Annotated in this window: 16 protein-coding genes and 1 pseudogene; 14 read left to right on the forward strand and 3 right to left on the reverse strand. The window is 36.9% G+C overall.

The window, feature by feature from the left end; all coding sequences use genetic code 11:
• Window positions 1-111 precede the first annotated feature (111 nt).
• Both FGQ66_RS15800 and FGQ66_RS15805 read left to right on the forward strand, forming a co-directional pair.
• The gene (locus FGQ66_RS15800; RefSeq protein WP_016177055.1) at window positions 112-198 is read left to right on the forward strand and encodes a putative holin-like toxin; all 87 of its coding nucleotides are present in this window, start codon (window positions 112-114) and stop codon (window positions 196-198) included.
• 426 nt (window positions 199-624) lie between these two features.
• Window positions 625-738 (forward strand): putative holin-like toxin, encoded by a 114-nt coding sequence (locus FGQ66_RS15805; protein ID WP_416378590.1) that lies wholly within the window; start codon window positions 625-627, stop codon window positions 736-738.
• A 283-nt stretch (window positions 739-1,021) separates the two neighbouring features.
• Here FGQ66_RS15805 and nrdG read toward each other — a convergent pair whose 3' ends face one another.
• Complete coding sequence (nrdG, locus tag FGQ66_RS06445; RefSeq protein WP_005878087.1) at window positions 1,022-1,624, reverse strand: anaerobic ribonucleoside-triphosphate reductase activating protein; 603 nt, start codon at window positions 1,622-1,624, stop codon at window positions 1,022-1,024.
• Window positions 1,625-2,069: 445 nt separating this feature from the next.
• On the reverse strand, window positions 2,070-4,208 hold the full coding sequence (nrdD, locus tag FGQ66_RS06455; protein ID WP_226103317.1) for an anaerobic ribonucleoside-triphosphate reductase: 2,139 nt from the start codon (window positions 4,206-4,208) through the stop codon (window positions 2,070-2,072).
• A 373-nt stretch (window positions 4,209-4,581) separates the two neighbouring features.
• Between nrdD and FGQ66_RS06460 the strand changes: the two genes are divergently transcribed.
• The 12 genes and pseudogenes from FGQ66_RS06460 to FGQ66_RS15680 form a co-directional block, all read left to right on the forward strand.
• Window positions 4,582-5,349, forward strand: coding sequence for an ABC transporter ATP-binding protein (locus FGQ66_RS06460; RefSeq protein ID WP_005878090.1), 768 nt, complete (start codon window positions 4,582-4,584; stop codon window positions 5,347-5,349).
• Window positions 5,339-7,399 (forward strand): FtsX-like permease family protein, encoded by a 2,061-nt coding sequence (locus FGQ66_RS06465; RefSeq protein ID WP_081133919.1) that lies wholly within the window; start codon window positions 5,339-5,341, stop codon window positions 7,397-7,399. Before FGQ66_RS06460 ends, FGQ66_RS06465 begins: the two co-directional genes overlap by 11 nt.
• Window positions 7,400-7,685: 286 nt before the next feature.
• Complete coding sequence (locus FGQ66_RS06470) at window positions 7,686-7,835, forward strand: teichoic acid D-Ala incorporation-associated protein DltX (RefSeq protein ID WP_081133918.1); 150 nt, start codon at window positions 7,686-7,688, stop codon at window positions 7,833-7,835.
• Window positions 7,836-7,845: 10 nt separating this feature from the next.
• A complete protein-coding gene (gene dltA / locus FGQ66_RS06475; protein WP_138302038.1) occupies window positions 7,846-9,363 on the forward strand; it encodes a D-alanine--poly(phosphoribitol) ligase subunit DltA in 1,518 nt (505 codons plus the stop codon).
• Window positions 9,360-10,565 carry a D-alanyl-lipoteichoic acid biosynthesis protein DltB gene (gene dltB / locus FGQ66_RS06480; protein ID WP_005881132.1) on the forward strand — a complete coding sequence of 402 codons (1,206 nt, stop codon included), beginning with the start codon at window positions 9,360-9,362 and terminating at the stop codon, window positions 10,563-10,565. Before dltA ends, dltB begins: the two co-directional genes overlap by 4 nt.
• A gap of 64 nt (window positions 10,566-10,629) precedes the next feature.
• The gene (gene dltC / locus FGQ66_RS06485; protein WP_138302039.1) at window positions 10,630-10,863 is read left to right on the forward strand and encodes a D-alanine--poly(phosphoribitol) ligase subunit DltC; all 234 of its coding nucleotides are present in this window, start codon (window positions 10,630-10,632) and stop codon (window positions 10,861-10,863) included.
• Window positions 10,864-10,865: 2 nt separating this feature from the next.
• Window positions 10,866-12,146, forward strand: a complete 1,281-nt coding sequence (gene dltD / locus FGQ66_RS06490; RefSeq protein WP_081133915.1) for a D-alanyl-lipoteichoic acid biosynthesis protein DltD — start codon at window positions 10,866-10,868, stop codon at window positions 12,144-12,146.
• A gap of 325 nt (window positions 12,147-12,471) precedes the next feature.
• Window positions 12,472-13,554 carry a M42 family metallopeptidase gene (locus FGQ66_RS06495; RefSeq protein ID WP_081133914.1) on the forward strand — a complete coding sequence of 361 codons (1,083 nt, stop codon included), beginning with the start codon at window positions 12,472-12,474 and terminating at the stop codon, window positions 13,552-13,554.
• Window positions 13,554-14,366: a DUF975 family protein gene (locus FGQ66_RS06500; RefSeq protein ID WP_081133913.1), complete on the forward strand. Its 813-nt coding sequence runs from the start codon at window positions 13,554-13,556 to the stop codon at window positions 14,364-14,366. Before FGQ66_RS06495 ends, FGQ66_RS06500 begins: the two co-directional genes overlap by 1 nt.
• A gap of 50 nt (window positions 14,367-14,416) precedes the next feature.
• Window positions 14,417-15,157 carry an MBL fold metallo-hydrolase gene (locus FGQ66_RS06505; protein ID WP_081133912.1) on the forward strand — a complete coding sequence of 247 codons (741 nt, stop codon included), beginning with the start codon at window positions 14,417-14,419 and terminating at the stop codon, window positions 15,155-15,157.
• Window positions 15,158-15,170: 13 nt separating this feature from the next.
• The gene (gene lplA / locus FGQ66_RS06510; RefSeq protein ID WP_081133911.1) at window positions 15,171-16,175 is read left to right on the forward strand and encodes a lipoate--protein ligase; all 1,005 of its coding nucleotides are present in this window, start codon (window positions 15,171-15,173) and stop codon (window positions 16,173-16,175) included.
• A gap of 177 nt (window positions 16,176-16,352) precedes the next feature.
• Window positions 16,353-16,472, forward strand: a pseudogene (locus FGQ66_RS15680) (DUF3788 family protein); the annotation flags it as partial.
• Window positions 16,473-16,592: 120 nt separating this feature from the next.
• On the opposite strand, the gene FGQ66_RS06515 reads toward FGQ66_RS15680, so the two are convergent.
• Window positions 16,593-18,443: an ATP-binding protein gene (locus FGQ66_RS06515; RefSeq protein WP_095443764.1), complete on the reverse strand. Its 1,851-nt coding sequence runs from the start codon at window positions 18,441-18,443 to the stop codon at window positions 16,593-16,595.
• Window positions 18,444-18,448: the final 5 nt, after the last annotated feature.

Genomic DNA, 18,448 nt, shown 5'->3' on the forward strand with positions numbered 1-18,448 from the left:
TTAGGATATGATATACTTCAAAGGTAGAAAAGTGAAAAGATGGTGGCTAGTCTCTTGAAAAAGGGGTGATGCCTATGGTTCATCGCTTTATCCCTAGAAGGGAGTAAGTAAGTGTCAACTTTTGAAGCAATTCAACTGATGATCGCGTTTGCGACATTGGTTTTGCTGATCATTGACTCTAAAGACCAAAAAAAATAACCATCTAATCCACTTTGGCGAGTAATTAGATAGTTACAATATCAAACTAATAAAAGCTACCGTCTTTTTAACGGTTCTGCATTGGGGCTATGTTCGCGCATAGCTCCTTTTCTTTATATTAGCTGATATAATTCATTAGTGCAAGTGTAGTATTCAATTGAACAGAATGATTTGTATGGTTTGAGGTACAAAAATTGTTGCTAGGTGATGTTTGAACAAGGGGTCCTATGCTGTTAAGGCTATTTTTACAGGTTTAATTCAATTTTTCTTCTGGTTGTAACTTAAGCTAAGTAGAATTTGAATGGCTTTTGAAAATTAGGATATGATATACTTCAGAGGTAGAAAAGTGAAAAGATGGTGGCTAGTCTCTTGAAAAAGGGGTGATGCCTATGGTTCATCGCTTTATCCCTAGAAGGGAGTAAGTAAGTGTCAACTTTTGAAGCAATTCAACTGATGATCGCGTTTGCGACATTGGTTTTGCTGATCATTGACTCTAAAGACCAAAAAAATAACCATCTAATTCACTTTGGCAGGCTTTAGATGGTTAAAATCCTATTACTGTCACCGTCTTTTTAACGGTTCTGCATTGGGGCTATGTTCACGCATAGCTCCTTTATCGTCTTAAGTATAGCAAAATAATTTTAAATCTGCAAATACTGAAGAATCTTGAAGCCTTTTTCGATTGCCTAGCATAACACTTTACACTCACTATAGATATAATAATACGCCAAATTAAGGAAGCCTTTCCATTTAAGGTCTGTAACTAGAGGTTTTTAGACACAAAAAAACCATTCGTATGAACGAATGGTTACAATTGATAAGGCTAAATCAAGTCTTGTTTTTTGATTTGTTCGTAGGTTTCAGTTGCATCAGTACATTTTTCCCAAATAACTACCTGATTCTCAGCTAAAGAGCGTTGAACATCGATGATACGTTGGTTACTGCTTCCACGAAATTGTAATTTTAAATCTCGTTTGCTGATCTCAAAACGACCATCCACTAAAATATCGATTTTTGACAAGAGCTCCAACTTGTCATCTGAATCTTGCAATAGTTCATCAAAAGTATAGCCAGTCCATGACCAGATATCTTTTGTGTGACCAAATTCCTGACGGATACGATCAACGACTTGCAGGCAGACATCCGTGTTTAAAAATGGTTCGCCACCTAATAAGGTCAGTCCTTGAACATAATCGTGACGTAAATCGTCCATGATTTGCTCTTCAAGTTCTTTAGTGAAGGGAGTGCCATAGCGGAAATTTTGGGCGGCTTTATTGAAGCAACCTTCACAAGCAAATAAACATCCACTAACATAAAGGCTATTTCTTACGCCCTCACCATCCACAAAATTAAATGGTTTGTAATCTGCAATATAGTTCTGGCTGTAATCTTGTGCCAGCCATTCTTTAGGTTTAGGATTTCGCATATAAAAACTTCTTTCTAATATAAGGTTATGAAAGCCCCCGCTTTGCACCATTCGGATAAGAATAGACCGAGCAAAATAGCTTTTCATATTTTGGTGAGGTATAGACTTATCTGAAAAGGTGTAGGGGATTGAATACCGTCAAATAAGGTTATGAAAGCCCCGCTTTGCACCATTCGGAAATAGACCGCGAAGTATGTTGCTCAAGTTATCGAAAACAACGGGCTGACGAGAGTCGTACGCATACAATAAGTAAGGCGAGGTTTGGGCAGAAGGTTTTACCCTGAGAAAGTAAGAAGAGATTCACGAAAATTTTTTTAAAAATTTTTATGCATTTCAGCTTCTTTGCCAAAGGCGTTGTTTCTGCACTAACCGTTTATTCATATTTAGAGCGTGAGACAAAATTATTTCTTTTGGCCCACGCTCTTTCTTTACAAATATAAACTGCTTATTTCATATGTTTTACGCGAGAAGAAATTTCCTTATGACGTCCATGAACCATTGGACGTGCTTGAGGATTTCCTAAATAACCACATGTTCTTTTTACAACATCACATGTTTTAGGATCGTGATTCCCACACTCAGGACATTCAAAGCCGCGTTCTGTTGGTTTAAAATCACCTTCGAAACCACAGTTGTAACAATGATCGATTGGTGTATTTGTTCCTAGATAGCCGATTTTGTCATAAGCATAGTCCCAGACAGCTTCCAATGCTTTAGGATTTTGTTGAAGCATTGGATATTCGCAATAATGGATGAAGCCACCTGAACAATATTGAGGATAATCTTTTTCAAAATCAAGTTTTTCAAAAGGTGTTGGATTCTTTCTAACGTCATAATGGAAACTATTTGTGTAATATTCTTTGTCAGTAATATTTTCGACCAAACCGAATTTTTCTGTATCTAAACGGCAGAAGCGGTCAGTCAAACTTTCACTTGGAGTAGAATAGACACTAAAATGATAACCGTATTCATCGCCCCATGAATCAGCTTTTGCTTTCAATTCTTTTACGATGTCAAGAGTGAAGTTTTTTGCTTCTGGGTTTGTTTCCCATTCGCCACCATAGAAAGCAGAGGCAACTTCGTACAATCCGATATAGCCTAATGAAACAGTAGCACGACGATTTTTGAATAACTCATCAACTGCATCTGTTCTTGAAAGGCGTTTGCCAAAGGCTCCGTACATGTAAAGGATAGGGGCGTTTGCAGGGATTGCTTCTTTACAACGATCTACGCGGTAAACTAAGGCATCTTTCATAATTGCCAAACGATCGGCCAAAATCTGCCAGAACTTTTCTTGATCTCCTTTTGCTTCCATCGCAATACGAGGTAAGTTTAAAGTAACCACGCCTAAATTCATTCTTCCTACATTGACTTCTTGACCATTTTCATCTTTCCATCCTTGTAAAAATGAGCGACAACCCATGGGTACTTTGAAGCTGCCAGTTAATTCAACGATTTTATCGTAGTTCAAAATATCAGGATACATCCGTTTTGTCGCACATTCTAATGCTAACTGTTTGATGTCATAATTAGGATCAGTTGGGTTTAGATTGATGCCATCTTTTAAAGTAAAAATCAATTTAGGGAAGATTGCTGTTCGTTTTTCGCTACCTAATCCATTGATTCTAATTTGTAAGATTGCTTTTTGGATTTCGCGTTCAAACCAATTTTTACCTAAACCAAAACCAAGAGAAGTAAATGGTGTTTGACCATTTGATGTAAACAGTGTATTGATTTCATATTCCAAGCTTTGCATTGCATCAAAAATGTCTTTTTTGGTTTTTGCTTTTGCGTATTCTTTTTGACGTTCGGGTGATTCGATCCATTCTTCGGCATCTTTTAAATGTTTGCTGTAATTTAGTTCAGCGAATGGAGCAAGCAATTCATCTGTTCGGTCAGCAGAACAACCGCCGTATTGGCTAGAAGCAACATTTGCAATGATTTGTGAAATTTGTGCTGTAGCAGTTTGAATCGATTTTGGTGATTCTACTTCGGCATTACCGATCTTGAATCCATTGTTCAGCATCCCTTTAAAGTCGATCAAGCAACAGTTTGTCATAGGCGTATATGGATGATAATCTAAATCGTGGTAATGGATATCTCCTTTTTGATGCGCATTTGCAATGTGTGGAGGTAACATTTTTAGCCCAATTGATTTTCCTACGATCCCTGCAGTCAGATCACGTTGCGTATTGAATACGTTACTATCTTTATTGGCATTTTCATTGACCACAGTTTGGTCTTTATTGATCAATTTTTCGATTGAGAAGTTGATATCAGTAGCTTTGCTTCTTGCAAAGTCACGTTTTGTACGATAATTGATATATTCTTCAGCTAACTCATATTCGTTCTTTTCTAATAAGATATGTTCAACGATATTTTGAATTTCATATATTTTAACATTGTCAGTGAAGCGATTTTTGATTTCTTGGACAACAAGATCAACGATTGTTTGGATTTTTTCATAAGTCAGTGGAGATAAGGAGCCGTGAATTTTCTTTTCTGCTTTGATTAAAGCTTCATTGATTTTTTTGTCATCGAAATCCACACGTCGGCCATCTCGCTTGATGATCGTGATATTCATGGACTCAGTGGTACCCGGATTTGTGTTTTTCACTTTGTATTCTACGTTCATATTCTTCAACTCCTGCTAAATTCTTCTTGTCTATCATAAAACAAAATTCAGCTGTGAGCAACTAAATACTTGCTACATATAGTATGCAAATGGTTGTATATTTGAATGTCTATACTATATATTGTGTATATTTCTTTGTGAAAAGAAGTGAAAACGTAAAGTTATAGCATTTTAAAATCAAAGGTCAGCGTGCAGTGAATAAAATAAATGAATAAAAAAATTTTAAATTTTTGTTTTCTGCGTATGAAGTGACAAAAACTAAAGAGAAAAAAAACTGTGGGTGTGCTACTATGCAAGTAAGACAAGTGCAGGGGGAAATACAATGGATAAGATGATCGAAGTTAGACACTTAAGTAAAAGTTATGGAAATAAACTTTCATCTGTAAAAGTTCTTGATAATATCTCCTTTTCAGTTGAAGAAGGGGAATTTGTCGGTATCATGGGACCAAGTGGTGCAGGCAAAACAACTCTATTGAATATTTTAGCGACTATCAGTTTGCCAACGATGGGAAGTGTTAAGATACAAGGAAATGAGATCACTAAAATGAAAAGCAATGAATTAAGTGATTTTCGCCGAAAAAAATTAGGCTTTATTTTCCAAGAATTCAATCTTGTGGATACTTTGAATGCAAAGGACAATATTTTACTTCCTTTAGCTGTGGAACGGATATCGAAAGTAGAAATGGAACGTAGAGTCTTGCATGCAGCACAGCTATTAAATATTGAAGAGATCCTGAAACGTTATCCTGATGAATTGTCGGTTGGCCAGCGTCAAAGAATTGCTGCTGCAAGGGCACTTGTCGTTCATCCTCAGGTTATTTTTGCCGATGAACCAACAGGATCACTAGATTCTAAGTCAGCGACTGAGCTATTGAACTATCTTAATACGATCAATCAAGTCGAAAAATCAACGATTCTATTAGTGACGCATGACCCGTACACCGCAAGCTATTGTAACCGAATTTTGTTTATCAAAGATGGAGTTATTTTCTCAGAAGTTGTTCGCAGAGGTTCAAGAAATGAATTTTTTGAACGTGTCATTGATATGCAAGCAACGATTGGAGGGGGTGGCAAGGTAAATGCTTTATAAGTTGGCTGCTAAAAGCTTTATGCGACAGTCACGAGGATATCTGGTTTATTTTTTCAGTTTAGTCTTAGCAACGATGATCTATTATTCTTTTAGCGCGATGACTTATGATAAATCATTGATTAGACGGACAAGCCAAGATTTTTCAATCGATGCTTTTTTTAATATTGGAAGCTGGATCATTATCATTGTTTTGTTCTTTTTCGTCATTAGTGCCAATCGTTTTTTTCTCAATCGAAGGCAAAAAGAATTTGGCATCTATCAACTATTTGGTATCAAAAAACGCCAAGTTGCAGTTATCTATGTTCTAGAAACAATGACAATGGGGTTGTTTGCTTGTATAACAGGTGTTGGTTTAGGTATCGTTTTTTCTAAATTATTCTCTATGATCTTGATACGAATGATGAAAATGACGATCAAAAGTCTCTTTTTTGTTTCATTTCCATCAATCGTTGAAACTGTTCTGATCCTTTTGTTACTGTTATCGTCCGTTTCACTCTATTCTTTATGGAAAATATGGCGTTACCCCCGTTTCCGCTCATTCGGTAAAAAAGAGCACACAGAGAGTTCAAAATTACGAATCCGTACACGGCATCGGCTGCTGGGCTTTCTTGGTCTATTGCTTATTTCTAGTGGCTATTTCTTTGCAGTCCATTATCGAGAGTTTATTACCAAAAATTTAGCCGCAACGGGAACATTACATTTTGCGATTTTTTTGACACTTTTGATTATTATTTTTTGCGTGGTGGGCACCTATCTCTTTTTCTGTTATTCTTTTCGCCTGATCTTGAATTTATTCAATCGTTCGGCTGTCAAATATAAAGGAATCAACTTTTTGCTGATTGGAAATACGCAGATCCATTTGCAAAAAAGTTGGCGGATCAATTCATTGATTACATTGGTTATAGCTATTTCATTATCAATGATTGGAGCGATCATGAGTATTTCCACGATCACTGCACGAACGGTCGATATTGCTAATCCAGTTTCTTATCAATTAGAGCCTGAGCTGGCGGAAAAAATCCGGCCGATATTATCTGATGGAAAGCAAAAGATTACAGATGAAATCACTTTGAACTATAAAGTGATCGGGGGCATCAATAATATTGATGATTTAGGTGAAGGTGAGGAGTCAAAGGTATTTAAATTAGTGAATTTGATTTCAGAAAAAGAGTATAATGCCTTTCGCAGAATCAATCCTAAAATGCCTAAGGTTGCGTTGACTTCTGATGAGAGCACTGTCTTACTGGATAGTACGCTTGATTTGTTTAAAAACTTTTCACTGTATGGTTCCACGATCTATCTCCCTGAGGTGAAGCTAGACATCCAGGCAAAAATGGTCAATTTCTTAGGTGATAGTGATGTGAATTATTTAGGCCCCACCTTGGTCGTGAGTGACAAAGTATTTACAGAAGCAAAAGGGGTCCATTATCAGCTCCTTAATTGGAATGTTGAAGGTGGAGATAATGAGCAAATCACAGAACGGTTAACGAAAGAAGTTACTACTACGTGGGACAAAACCGTTTACTACGATTATGATATAAAAGGAGACCAATTAGTCGGTCATATTGAGTCAAAGAAAATCCCTGAAAATATGGATAAAAATAAAGAAAATAATTATTTTTCGGAGGGTAGCCGTCTGAATTTTGTGGCACGTTATCCTGCCGTACGCTGGGCAGATCGAATTATCGGGATCATCACGTTTTTGGCTATTTTTCTCGGAATGATCGTGATCGTGGCAACCGGCAGTATGCTGATGGTGCGATTATTAGCTGAAGCAGAAGAAGAAAAAAGTAATTATCAGTTGTTGACGAAAATTGGAATTGCCCAAAAAAGAACAAATCGGATGATTTTTGAGCAAAATGCCATCATGTTTTTCCCGCCAATGATTTTGGGAATCATGCACACGATATTTGCTGTCAATGTGTTTTCTCAGTTTATAGCGACCGCTAGTTATTGGCTGCCATATCTCATCTGTGGTTTTCTGATCATCATTTATCTACTATTTTATTACATTACGAGTCGACTATATTGTCGAATCATTGAAGAATAACCAGCAGAAGGTGGTATTCCAGTTGAATAAAAAAACAAGTAACCACGAAAATCATGTCCATGATTCGTGGTTGCTTGTTTTTTTTTGTGAGTGGCTGAAGCAAGTTTGATGAATAGGAAAGTCTGATAGTTTCATTAGATTGATTATTTTTTAATCGTGTATCTAACTTGTGACAAAACTGTTAGCGAGAAAACGCTTTCTGTTAGCGGAACAAATGTTGCTTTTTTCCAAAAGTGGGTAAACTTGTTTTGAGGTTTTAATTGGAGGGAAACAGGAGGGATTTCAAATGAAGAAATGGCGGAGTAATCCTCGGTTCAGGTATTGGGGTACCTTTGTTCTGCGAACACTTTTTTATGGCGCGATACTCTTTGTATTAATTTACTTATACCATTATAAAAATATTCAAGGTGGATCGTTTATTTATAACGAATTTTAGGAGGAAGACGATGAAAAGTAAAACGGTTGTTGAATCCATCGATTGGTTTGGACGTGAAGAACCCGATCGAGTCGCATATCAATCTGATGACGCAAGATATACTTTTGGTGAACTAAAGAAAAAATCAGATGCATTAGCAAATTATTTAGTGAAGAATGTAGTTGGCAATGATCCAATCGTTGTATTTGGAAATTTAGAGTTCGAGATGATTGTTTCATTTATCGGTGCTGTGAAAGCCGGACACGCATATCTTCCTATTGAAGAGCACACGCCGAAAGAACGCATAGAAACGATTCTTCGGGTGGCTCAGCCTTCTATGATCATCAGTGTTGGGGATTGGAAAATCGATTCTACAGATATCCCTGTTATTTCTAAAACTGAACTGGATTCAATCACTAAAGAAGATGTGGCTATTGAACCAAGCTTGATGGTAAAAGGGGATGAAACTTTCTACATTATTTTCACTTCTGGAACGACCGGTGAACCTAAAGGGGTACAAATAAGCCAAGATAATTTATATAGTTTTGTTCAATGGACGTTAGACGATTTTCAAATCAGTGAAGGAATGCGTTTTTTAGCACAGGCACCTTTTTCATTTGATTTATCAGTTTTTTCGATCTATCCCGCACTTGTTTCAGGTGGGGCGTTGAAGCCGCTAGAAAAAGCAGTCATTCAAGATTTCAAGCAATTATTTTCAACTTTAGCTCATTTAGCTATCGATGTGTGGGTCTCTACTCCTTCGTTTATGGATATTTGTTTGATGGAACCAACTTTCGATGAGCAGCATGTACCAGATTTATCAGTTTTCTTATTCTGTGGAGAAGAATTAACCAAAAAAACGGCACAAGAATTACTCACTCGCTTTCCTCATGCGTATATCTACAATACGTATGGACCAACAGAAGCCACTGTAGCCATCTCAGGTGTGCAGATCACTCAAGAGGTACTAGATCAATATGAACGATTGCCAATAGGATACATCAAATCGGACACTCGTGTTCTGATTGCTAGTGAAGGAGAATACGTTTCTGATGATCAAACGGGCGAGATCATTATTTCAGGACCTAGTGTTTCAAAAGGATATCTAAATAATCCGAAAAAAACAGAAGCTGCTTTTTTCAACTATGACGGTCAACCAAGCTATCACACAGGAGATTCGGGAAGATTGACGAAGGAAGGTCTACTCTTTTATGAAGGACGAATTGATCAACAGGTCAAGCTTCATGGCTATCGGATCGAATTAGGTGATATCGAGCATTACCTATTAAAGGATCAACGTGTCAAACAAGCAGTTGTCGTCCCTAAATATCAAGGAACAAAAGTACAGCAACTTGTTGCATTTGTGGTGTTGGAAAAAACAGCAGGACAACCAAACTTTCAATTAACAAAAGCAATCAAAGCGGAGTTAGCAAAAACATTGATGGATTATATGATTCCCCAAAGAATGAATTATGTTGATCTGTTGCCGCAAACAGTCAATGGGAAAATCGATCGAAAAAGACTGATTGCTGAGGTGAATCCGCAATGAATTTTCCACATATGATCCCGTATGCTGAACCGTATTATTTCTTATTTTTAGTCATTGGACTAATACCGATTGTTTTATCATTGCTGATTCGTGGTAAACGTTTATCCATTTATCAAACACTTATTACGCTGGTTTTTCTATTTATCAGTTTTGGTGGCGTTTATTGGCAACAAGGTGTGGCGCTGATTGCTTATGTCATCTGGCAAACATTGCTTGTCTGGGCATATTTTTCTTATCGTCAAAGAAAGAATCAAGGTGGCTGGTTTTATCTAGCCGTATTACTGGCTATTTTTCCTTTGTTTTTGACAAAAGTTACACCATTTGTTGAACATGGTAAGTCATCATTATTTGCTTTTTTAGGGATTTCTTATCTGACATTCAAATCTGTACAAATGATCATGGAAATGAGAGATGGAGCAATCAAAAGCTATCATCCTTTACGCTATATCCAGTTTCTCCTCTTTTTCCCAACGATTTCTTCTGGACCAATCGATCGTTACAGAAGATTTGAAAAAGATCAATTGGAGCCACCTGTACCAGATAAATATGTCGATATGTTGGGAAAAGGTGTTCAAAATATTTTTGTAGGTTTCTTATATAAATTTATTATCGGACACTATTTTGGACAAGTACTCTTACCAATTGTATCAAAAGTAGCATTGCATGATGGTGGCATTTCGTGGGCGCTTGTAGGCTATACTTATGTATACAGTATGTATCTGTTCTTTGACTTTGCCGGTTATAGTCTGTTTGCTGTCGGTACAAGTTACTTAATGGGTTATGACACACCGATAAACTTCAATAAGCCATTTTTATCTTGGAACATCAAAGAATTTTGGAATCGTTGGCATATGACATTGTCATTCTGGTTTAGAGACTATGTCTACATGCGATTGATGTTTTTCTTAATGAAGAAAAAATGGTTCAAAAGTAGAATCGTCACATCGAATATCGGCTACTTTGGCCTGTTTTTATTGATGGGAGTCTGGCATGGATTGACGTGGTACTATATTGTCTATGGCATATACCATGCAGGGTTGATTTGTGTAACAGATGCCTGGTTGAGGTTCAAGAAAAAACATAAACAAAAGATACCGTCAAATCGATTTACTCATGCATTCGCAGTCTTTATGACTTTCCAAGCTGTCTGCTTTAGCTTTTTGATTTTTTCAGGTTTCTTGGATCAGCTTTTCTTTAGATAACAGTAAAGTGAAATGATTGTGTCTATCAAAAAAATATAGAAAAATATGAAGGAGCGATTTTATCATGGAAGAACAAGTTTTGACAATTTTAGAAGAAATAACAGGAATAGATGAAGTAAAAGAAAATAGAGATATCGATTTATTTGGGGAAGGCTTACTTGACTCTCTGGCTTCGGTCCAACTGTTAGTAGAACTAGAAGGGCAATTAGATGTACAAGTACCTGTATCAGAATTTGACCGCGACAATTGGGGGACACCAAATAAAATTATTGCGCAAGTGCAAGAATTGAAGGGATAATGATGAAGAAGAAACTATTCGCTATTTTCGGTCCGATCCTTTTGGCTTTTGGATTAATAGCACTCTTTTTCACTTCTTCTTATCGTGTGAATTTAAATGATCCTACCCTCATAAAAAAAGCATCTACGTCAATGGCTGAGAATGTTTTAAAAGGGGATGCCATTAAGAATGAGGCATTATCGGAAAAACAATATGTTCCCTTTTTTGGATCAAGTGAATTAAGTAGGATTAGTCCATTCCATCCATCGGTATTAGCTGAAAAATACCAACGAAATTATCGGCCGTTTTTATTAGGGGCACCTGGTACACAATCTTTGAGTCAATATATGATGATGCGTTCAGCCGGGGATGACTTGAAACACAAAAAAGTAGTATTCATCATTTCACCTCAATGGTTCGTAAAAGAGGGTGTAAAAGACGACTATTTTAATACGTATTTCTCAGAACTCCAAACATTTGATTGGTTGTTCTCATTGAAAAAGATCACACCAACTGATCGCTATTTAGCAAGACGTCTGTTACATTTTTCTAAAGTAAAAGAGGATGAGGCACTGACAGAGGTGTTAAAAACGATTAAAGCAGGTGAGTTACCAGCGGCAGACAAAATCGATCAGTTCCAAAATAAATGGAACTTGCTGAAAAGGGAAGATGAGCTTTTTAGTAATATTGGCTTGAGCAATCAACAAGCGAAGATCGATCATGAAACAAAGGCTCTGCCAAACTCTTACCAAGAAGATTCTTTGGCAAACTTAGCTGAAAAAATTGGAAGAGCGGAAACGACGAACAATCCTTTTGAACTAAAAAATGATTTTTATACACATCGGATAAAAAAATATGTTGACCGACTAAAAGACTCACAAACACATTGGGATTACCGCTTTTCTCCAGAATTTTCAGATTTCCAATTAGTTTTGCAGCAGTTAGCGGAAGATCATGCGGAAGTCTTATTCATTATCCCTCCCGTTAACCAAAAGTGGAGTGATTACACAGGATTATCACAACAGATGATCCAAGAATTTGCGAAAAAAATCAAATTTCAGTTGAATACTCAAGGGTTTCATCGAATCGCTGACTTTACTCACCAAGCGAACCAACCTTATTTTATGGAAGATACGATCCATTTAGGTTGGAAAGGCTGGTTAGCAGCAGATCAACACATCCAGCCATTTTTAGAAAATGACCAGTCAACAAGCCATTATCAGTTAGACGATTCATTTTATAGTAAGGCGTGGCAAAAGCAATCCCCAGATCAACTGAAGGATGTACAAGTAAAACAGCAGTAAGTTGCGCTGTCTGAAACAATAAGAATGAACTACAAAAAGTAATGCTTGTTGTCTCGGTCTAAAGGAATTGAAAAAAATAGTAAATCCTTTCTCTCAACTGTGGAATAGAACTAAACGACGGGAACAGAAATAACTTCTTTGAACGAAACAAAAATCCTCAAAATTTGAAATTTTTTCGTGGATTTTTGTTTATTCCTTGGAGTTGAATATTTCTGTTCCGGTCGTTTTTCTCTGTTTTTCTTTATAGAAAAACAGAGAAACTAAAAAGTCCACATAATAAATGGTATAATCTTGATATCAATAGTTGAAATGGGGGAAATTGATTTTGGACAAAAAAGAAGAGAAATTACTGATTGATCTAACTTCAGCCAAAGGAGTACCTGGAAATGAAGAAGAGGTCAGAAAAGTTTATAAAAACTATGCCAAAGAATTTGCAGATGATATTTTTTATGATGGCTTAGGAAGTATTATTGCCAAACATGGCGCTGGTGGAGGTCCCAAGGTATTCATCTCTGGTCACATGGATGAAGTCGGATTCATGGTCACAAAAATCACGGATAAAGGATTTTTAGAATTTCAAACATTAGGGGGCTGGTGGGGGCAAGTCATGCTGGCTCAACAAGTAGAAATCAAAACGCAAGAAGGCAAAGTCATCCATGGCGTGATTGGTTCAAAACCACCTCATGTTTTGACTCCAGAAGTTCGGAACAAGCCTTATGATATCAAAGACATGTTCATTGATATTGGTGCAACTAGCGCAGCAGAGGCAAAAGAATGGGGAATCCGCCCGGGAGACATGGTTACTCCTTACATTGAATATAAACGTTTGAATGGTGGGAAATTTCTGTTAGCCAAAGCTTGGGACAATCGAATCGGAACGGCTGTTTCGTTACGCGTTCTTGAAAATTTGGCAAAAGAAAATCATCCGAATGTGTTGTTTGCCGGTAGTGACGTACAAGAAGAAGTTGGATTGCGTGGCGCTCGTACAAGCACGCATTTAGTAAATCCTGATATTGCCTTTGCTTTAGACACAGGGACAGCTGGTGATACTCCAGGAATGACACCGAAAGAAGCAGATTCTGTCTTAGGAAAAGGACCACAGATTCTGATCTTTGATGCTTCAATGATCCCACATAAAAAATTACTGAACTTTGTAATTGGTGTAGCTGAAGAAATGGACATACCTTTCCAATATACTGTGATCACAGGTGGAGGAACGGATGCTGGGCAAATGCATTTAACGAGAGATGGGGTACCATCTGTTGCAATCACTGTCCCTGTTCGATACTTACACTCACATACATCGGTTATCCATGAAGATGATTATTTAAATACAGTGAAGCTAGTCACAGAAGTGGTCAAACGATTGGATAGCGAAACTGTTGAAAAAATTCGGAGTTATGAATAATGAAAGATAGCTTAACTATTTCAGAATATCGTAAAAAAGCGCGCATCTCGCTTGAACATCAATGGGGGATGAATGCGTGGCTGATTTTTCTTTCCATGTTTCTCGTAGGATTAATCCAAGCATTTTTTGAAGGAGCTTTCTCAATAAATGATTCGCAGCATCAAATACTTCGTTTTTTACTTGAAAATCTCCTTCTGTTTGCTTTCTCATACGCTTTGTACTATATCGCTTTAGTCGTTGTACGTGGAGGCAGAGCAAAGTCTAATCTGTTATTCGTTGTCTTCCAAAAAGAATATTTTGGACCGATTTTAGTCATCAATCTGATCAATGTAGCCATTAACTGGCTGATCAATGCGTTGGTTTTATTACCTGGTCTATTGATTGGTGGAGTCAGTTCATATACAAAGTTACTTTTCAATGCAAATTCTGTTGCTCCAAGTATTGTGTCAGGCGACTTATTTGATGTCAGTTTTGTTTTGTTGACTGTGATCATGGTCTTTGTTTCTTTAGTTATCATGAGTATCATTGGTGGTCTATTTCAATTTGCTGCTTGGACAAAATTCGATTATCCAGAGCTTTCGATCATCCAATGTCTTAAATATGCCTGGTATCTATTAAAAGATCGCTTGGTCAAGTATATTTTATTGCAGCTTTCATTTATTGGCTGGTATATCTTGGGTGCTTTAGCCTTATTCATTGGATTACTATGGGTAATTGCTTACGTCAATGTAACGATTGCAGGATTTTATGAACAAGCGAGAATTGAGAAGAAAGATCCAACCGACTATTTTTCACTAGAAGCTAGAATATAGCCCAAAAAGTTTTGGTTATGTTAGGATAAAAAGTTGAGGGGGAATCACTCATGAAATTAACAGTTTTAGGGTGTTTAGGCGCCTATCCATATAAGAATCAGGGAACAACAAGTTATCTGCTGCAATCAGATGGCTTCAATCTTTTGATCGATGCAGGAAGTACAACACTGGTCAAGTTGGAAGAACAGCTTGATCCGTTAGCATTAGATGCAGTGATTTTGAGTCATTATCATCATGATCACATTGCAGATTTAGGTGTGCTGCAATATTATTGGCAATTGCATCCAGAAAAAGATCCTGAGGCGATTTTGCCAATCTATGGTCATACAAAAGATACGACTCATTTCGAGGAATTGACATTGCCAAATGTGACTGAAGGACGACCTTATTTTGAAGCAGAAGAATTAAAAGTAGGACCATTTACGATTACTTTTATGGAAACAATCCATCCGGTTGTATGCTACGCGATGCGAATCGTAGAGGAAACAACCGGCAAGATATTTGTGTTTACAGGAGATTCTGGTTATTTAGAAAGCTTTGCTGAATTTGCGAAAGACGCGGATCTTTTTTTAGCGGACACGTATCTATTTGCAGGAAATGAACGTCATAAAGCACACTTTACTTCAAAAGAGGCAGGCGAATTGTCTAGAGCAGCTGAGGTCAAAAAACTAGTTTTGACTCATTTGCCACAATTTGGTGATTTGGCACAGTTGAAAAATGAGGCACAAGAGGCCGCTGGAGCTAAGATCGAAGTGGAACTTGCCGCAGTAGATAAAGTATTTGACATCTAGGAGGAAAATGAAAATGATTTTTGTACCTAATGAGAACCACGATCCACGGATCAATTTAGCGATTGAACAGTTTTTATTACAAGAAATGCCTATAGATGAACCAATTTTACTTTTTTATATTAATGAACCTTCGATCATCATTGGAAGAAATCAAAATACGATCGAAGAAATCAACCGAGAGTACGTCGACGAACATGGGATACATGTCGTTCGTCGACTTAGTGGTGGCGGTGCGGTGTATCATGATTTTGGTAATTTGAATTTTAGCTTTATCATGCCGGATGATGGCGATTCTTTTCGTGATTTTGCCAAAGTAACCAAACCGATTATTCAAGCTTTGCATGAACTAGGTGTAGCAGGAGCTGAATTAAAGGGACGGAATGACTTAGTGATCGATGGTATGAAATTCTCTGGCAATGCAATGTATGCAACGAATGGACGAATGTTCGCCCATGGAACGATCATGTTTGATTCTGATATCAACGAAGTAGTCAATGCATTGAAAGTCAAGAAAGATAAGATCGAATCAAAAGGGATCAAATCCATTCGTTCCCGTGTGACGAACATCAAACCATTTCTTCCAAAAGAAAAACAAGGGATGACTACAGAAGAATTCCGTGAAGAAATTTTATTGAAGATCTTTGGTGTTCCATCAGTGGATCAAGTGAAAACTTATCAACTGACAGAAGAAGACTGGACAAAAATCAATGAAATCTCTGACCAGTATTATCGTAATTGGGATTGGAATTATGGAAAATCACCCGATTTCAATTTCTCTCGTCAACATCGTTTTCCAATTGGCTCTATCGAAGTCCATTTGAATGTCTCCAATGGTTTGATCCATGATGTTAAGATTTTTGGTGATTTCTTTGGATTAGGGGATATCAAGGATGTCGAGCAATTGCTAGTAGGCCAACGCTATGAAAAAGAAACATTGAAAAAAGTAGTAGAACAGATTGATATCAAAAAATATTTTGGCGCAATCGAACCAGAAGATTTACTTTCACTTTTGTATTGATCAAGTGAAACAACCAGGTTCTATTATTTTCTAGAACTACATCAAAGAGGTATAGATAAAAGTCGTTTCGATTTGAGAAATTAAAAAAACGAACAATACGTTTTTTGTATTGCTCGTTTTTTTTTTTTTGAAATTTCCGAAAAACCTGACTTTTGGACGCCGTTTATTTGAGAGAGGCTGGGACAGAAGTGTTTAACTCCGAGAAATAAGAAGAAATAAACGAAAATTGCTTTTCAAATTTTTGTGAATTTCGGCTTATTTCCGAAGGAGTTGCTTCTGCTCCCGCCGTTTATTCGAGCGTCTGCAGCAAAACTGTTTGTAGATTTGTCCTACATTCTTATTTTGATTTAGAACATGCAATAAAAGTTTTTCTAACTTATTTCATCCTTTTCAAGGAGTCGATCATTTCACATCGCTTTATTTTCTCGGATTTTTGAACGGGTGTTTTAACTGTATCGTTAGGCGATCACTCTTATTGTCTTTTTCTTGCCTCAACGTACCAGCGTATCGTTCAGCGATATCTTTGATCATCGTGAGATCAAACTGTTCTTTTTCTTGCAATTCTTCTGTGATACCGTGAGAAAATAAGTTCGTTTCATAATGAGCGCTATGTTCACAGTGGATCAGTAATTCATCCTCTTTTTCTTTTAAGTGTAATGAAATTTTTCGTTGCATAGGGTCCTCGATAGCGTGAGTTTCCCGAAAAGAATGCTCTAGTACATGAATCAATAACTGTGTTAGATCATTGTCACTAACAGCCGGTTTTTCTGGAAGATCCGCTTTGAATTCTACTTGGATATTACGCTTAGAAGCAATATCTTGATAACGAGCTAGAATCAGATTTGTCAGTTGGTGTGCAGAGTAAGAGAAGATAAATTTAAAGTTCTGTGCCTCATTCAAGATGCCTCTAATTTCATTTTGTGCTTCTAAAGATTTATTTTCTAAAATTAGATCTTCAATGTTTTCCATATTTTGAATAAATTCGTGTCTTAATGAACTGATTTCTTGGATATGCTCTCGTAGTTGGTCATAGTGCTGTTCTAATAAATCGGACTTCACTTCAAGAAAGCCTACTGCCCTTTGGTGTTGGTCGAAACTGACGATATATTCGATGATATTATAAACAACGATCACAATCAAAATGAGCACGAATAAAATAGTTGACCAATTGATATCTGCTTGATAGATTCCTAATGCAGATTGGATATAAATCATGCAATGGAAAATCGCGATCAGGACGATCCATGGCGTACAAGCCACAAAAAAGCGATTGTTCTTATATGCCTCACCTATGGAAGCTAATGAGGTAACTAAGGTGCTAATAACACTTACAACGTTGACGATAGGCATCAGTTCCGGAAGTTCATTTGGTGTCATTAAAGAATAAACGAGCACACCTAGTTGTATCGAAATTTGAACGATACAAAATAAACCATATATTTTTTTATAATAGATCATTCGTGTCAGATAGTAAGAGATAATAAGTACTGATGTTAGAATAATAAAAACATGCGATAAAATCGAATGCACGATCGGTTCGAAGAGAACACCACTCAAGATGTCTTCTGAAACGGATTGGAATCCAAGAACTAATGCAAAACAACTAAGGATCAGTAAAGAAACATCGAGCTTTCTCTTCTTGTAGAGAATAAATGTCGAGTAGGACAAGGTTCCTATAGCTAAAAATACAGCAATGGTCATCGTGACTACTTGGGGAATGGACTGTGAGAAAATAAAGCTGATCATCGGTCCAGTTGTTCCGATATAGACTTTAGGAGGAAACCCAGCATAATTACGATAGGGAGAAGCAACTTCGATTTTTAATATTTTCCCAGCGTAGTCTGTAGGTAGATCGATCACAGCTAAAGAAAGTCCTGGGTTATTTTCTTCTAAAATATGAGAGCGATCATATAAGAGTTGTTTGTCTAGGTATACTCTGATCCATTGATGGTTTCCTTTGATCAATAGATTTGAATCATTTACTTGTTCTTTTAGGGTGGTTTCCATGACAAATGTTTCATTTCGATCGATTTTCGGAAGGTGTGTCACGTAGCGGCTATCAAAATGAAAATCAGGATCACTTTTCGAGTAATAACTCCAAGAATCAGTCAATTCTGTCACGTTGCCACGATCTGTAGGGGCAAAGATATAATAAAAAAAGTAAAAAATACTTAATAAAAATAACGAACATAATATAATCAAAAAAATCCATTTTATTTTTAGACTGGATTGTTCTTTTGTATTATTATTGTTATTGAAAATCTTCATAACAT

Origin of the sequence: Enterococcus sp. BSD2780061688st2 D3 (assembly GCF_005844145.1) — a bacterium.
Classification (GTDB): domain Bacteria; phylum Bacillota; class Bacilli; order Lactobacillales; family Enterococcaceae; genus Enterococcus_B; species Enterococcus_B durans.

What these genes read in the sequence shown, in the direction of transcription:
- dltD (WP_081133915.1), top strand. Translation starts at nt 10,866, where the DNA reads ATGAAGAAGAAACTATTCGCTATTTTCGGTCCGATCCTTTTGGCTTTT.
- FGQ66_RS06515 (WP_095443764.1), bottom strand. Translation starts at nt 18,443, where the DNA reads ATGAAGATTTTCAATAACAATAATAATACAAAAGAACAATCCAGTCTA.
- dltB (WP_005881132.1), top strand. Translation starts at nt 9,360, where the DNA reads ATGAATTTTCCACATATGATCCCGTATGCTGAACCGTATTATTTCTTA.
- FGQ66_RS06460 (WP_005878090.1), top strand. Translation starts at nt 4,582, where the DNA reads ATGGATAAGATGATCGAAGTTAGACACTTAAGTAAAAGTTATGGAAAT.
- nrdD (WP_226103317.1), bottom strand. Translation starts at nt 4,208, where the DNA reads ATGAATATCACGATCATCAAGCGAGATGGCCGACGTGTGGATTTCGAT.
- FGQ66_RS06500 (WP_081133913.1), top strand. Translation starts at nt 13,554, where the DNA reads ATGAAAGATAGCTTAACTATTTCAGAATATCGTAAAAAAGCGCGCATC.
- dltA (WP_138302038.1), top strand. Translation starts at nt 7,846, where the DNA reads ATGAAAAGTAAAACGGTTGTTGAATCCATCGATTGGTTTGGACGTGAA.
- dltC (WP_138302039.1), top strand. Translation starts at nt 10,630, where the DNA reads ATGGAAGAACAAGTTTTGACAATTTTAGAAGAAATAACAGGAATAGAT.
- FGQ66_RS06505 (WP_081133912.1), top strand. Translation starts at nt 14,417, where the DNA reads ATGAAATTAACAGTTTTAGGGTGTTTAGGCGCCTATCCATATAAGAAT.
- FGQ66_RS06465 (WP_081133919.1), top strand. Translation starts at nt 5,339, where the DNA reads ATGCTTTATAAGTTGGCTGCTAAAAGCTTTATGCGACAGTCACGAGGA.
- FGQ66_RS06470 (WP_081133918.1), top strand. Translation starts at nt 7,686, where the DNA reads ATGAAGAAATGGCGGAGTAATCCTCGGTTCAGGTATTGGGGTACCTTT.
- nrdG (WP_005878087.1), bottom strand. Translation starts at nt 1,624, where the DNA reads ATGCGAAATCCTAAACCTAAAGAATGGCTGGCACAAGATTACAGCCAG.
- lplA (WP_081133911.1), top strand. Translation starts at nt 15,171, where the DNA reads ATGATTTTTGTACCTAATGAGAACCACGATCCACGGATCAATTTAGCG.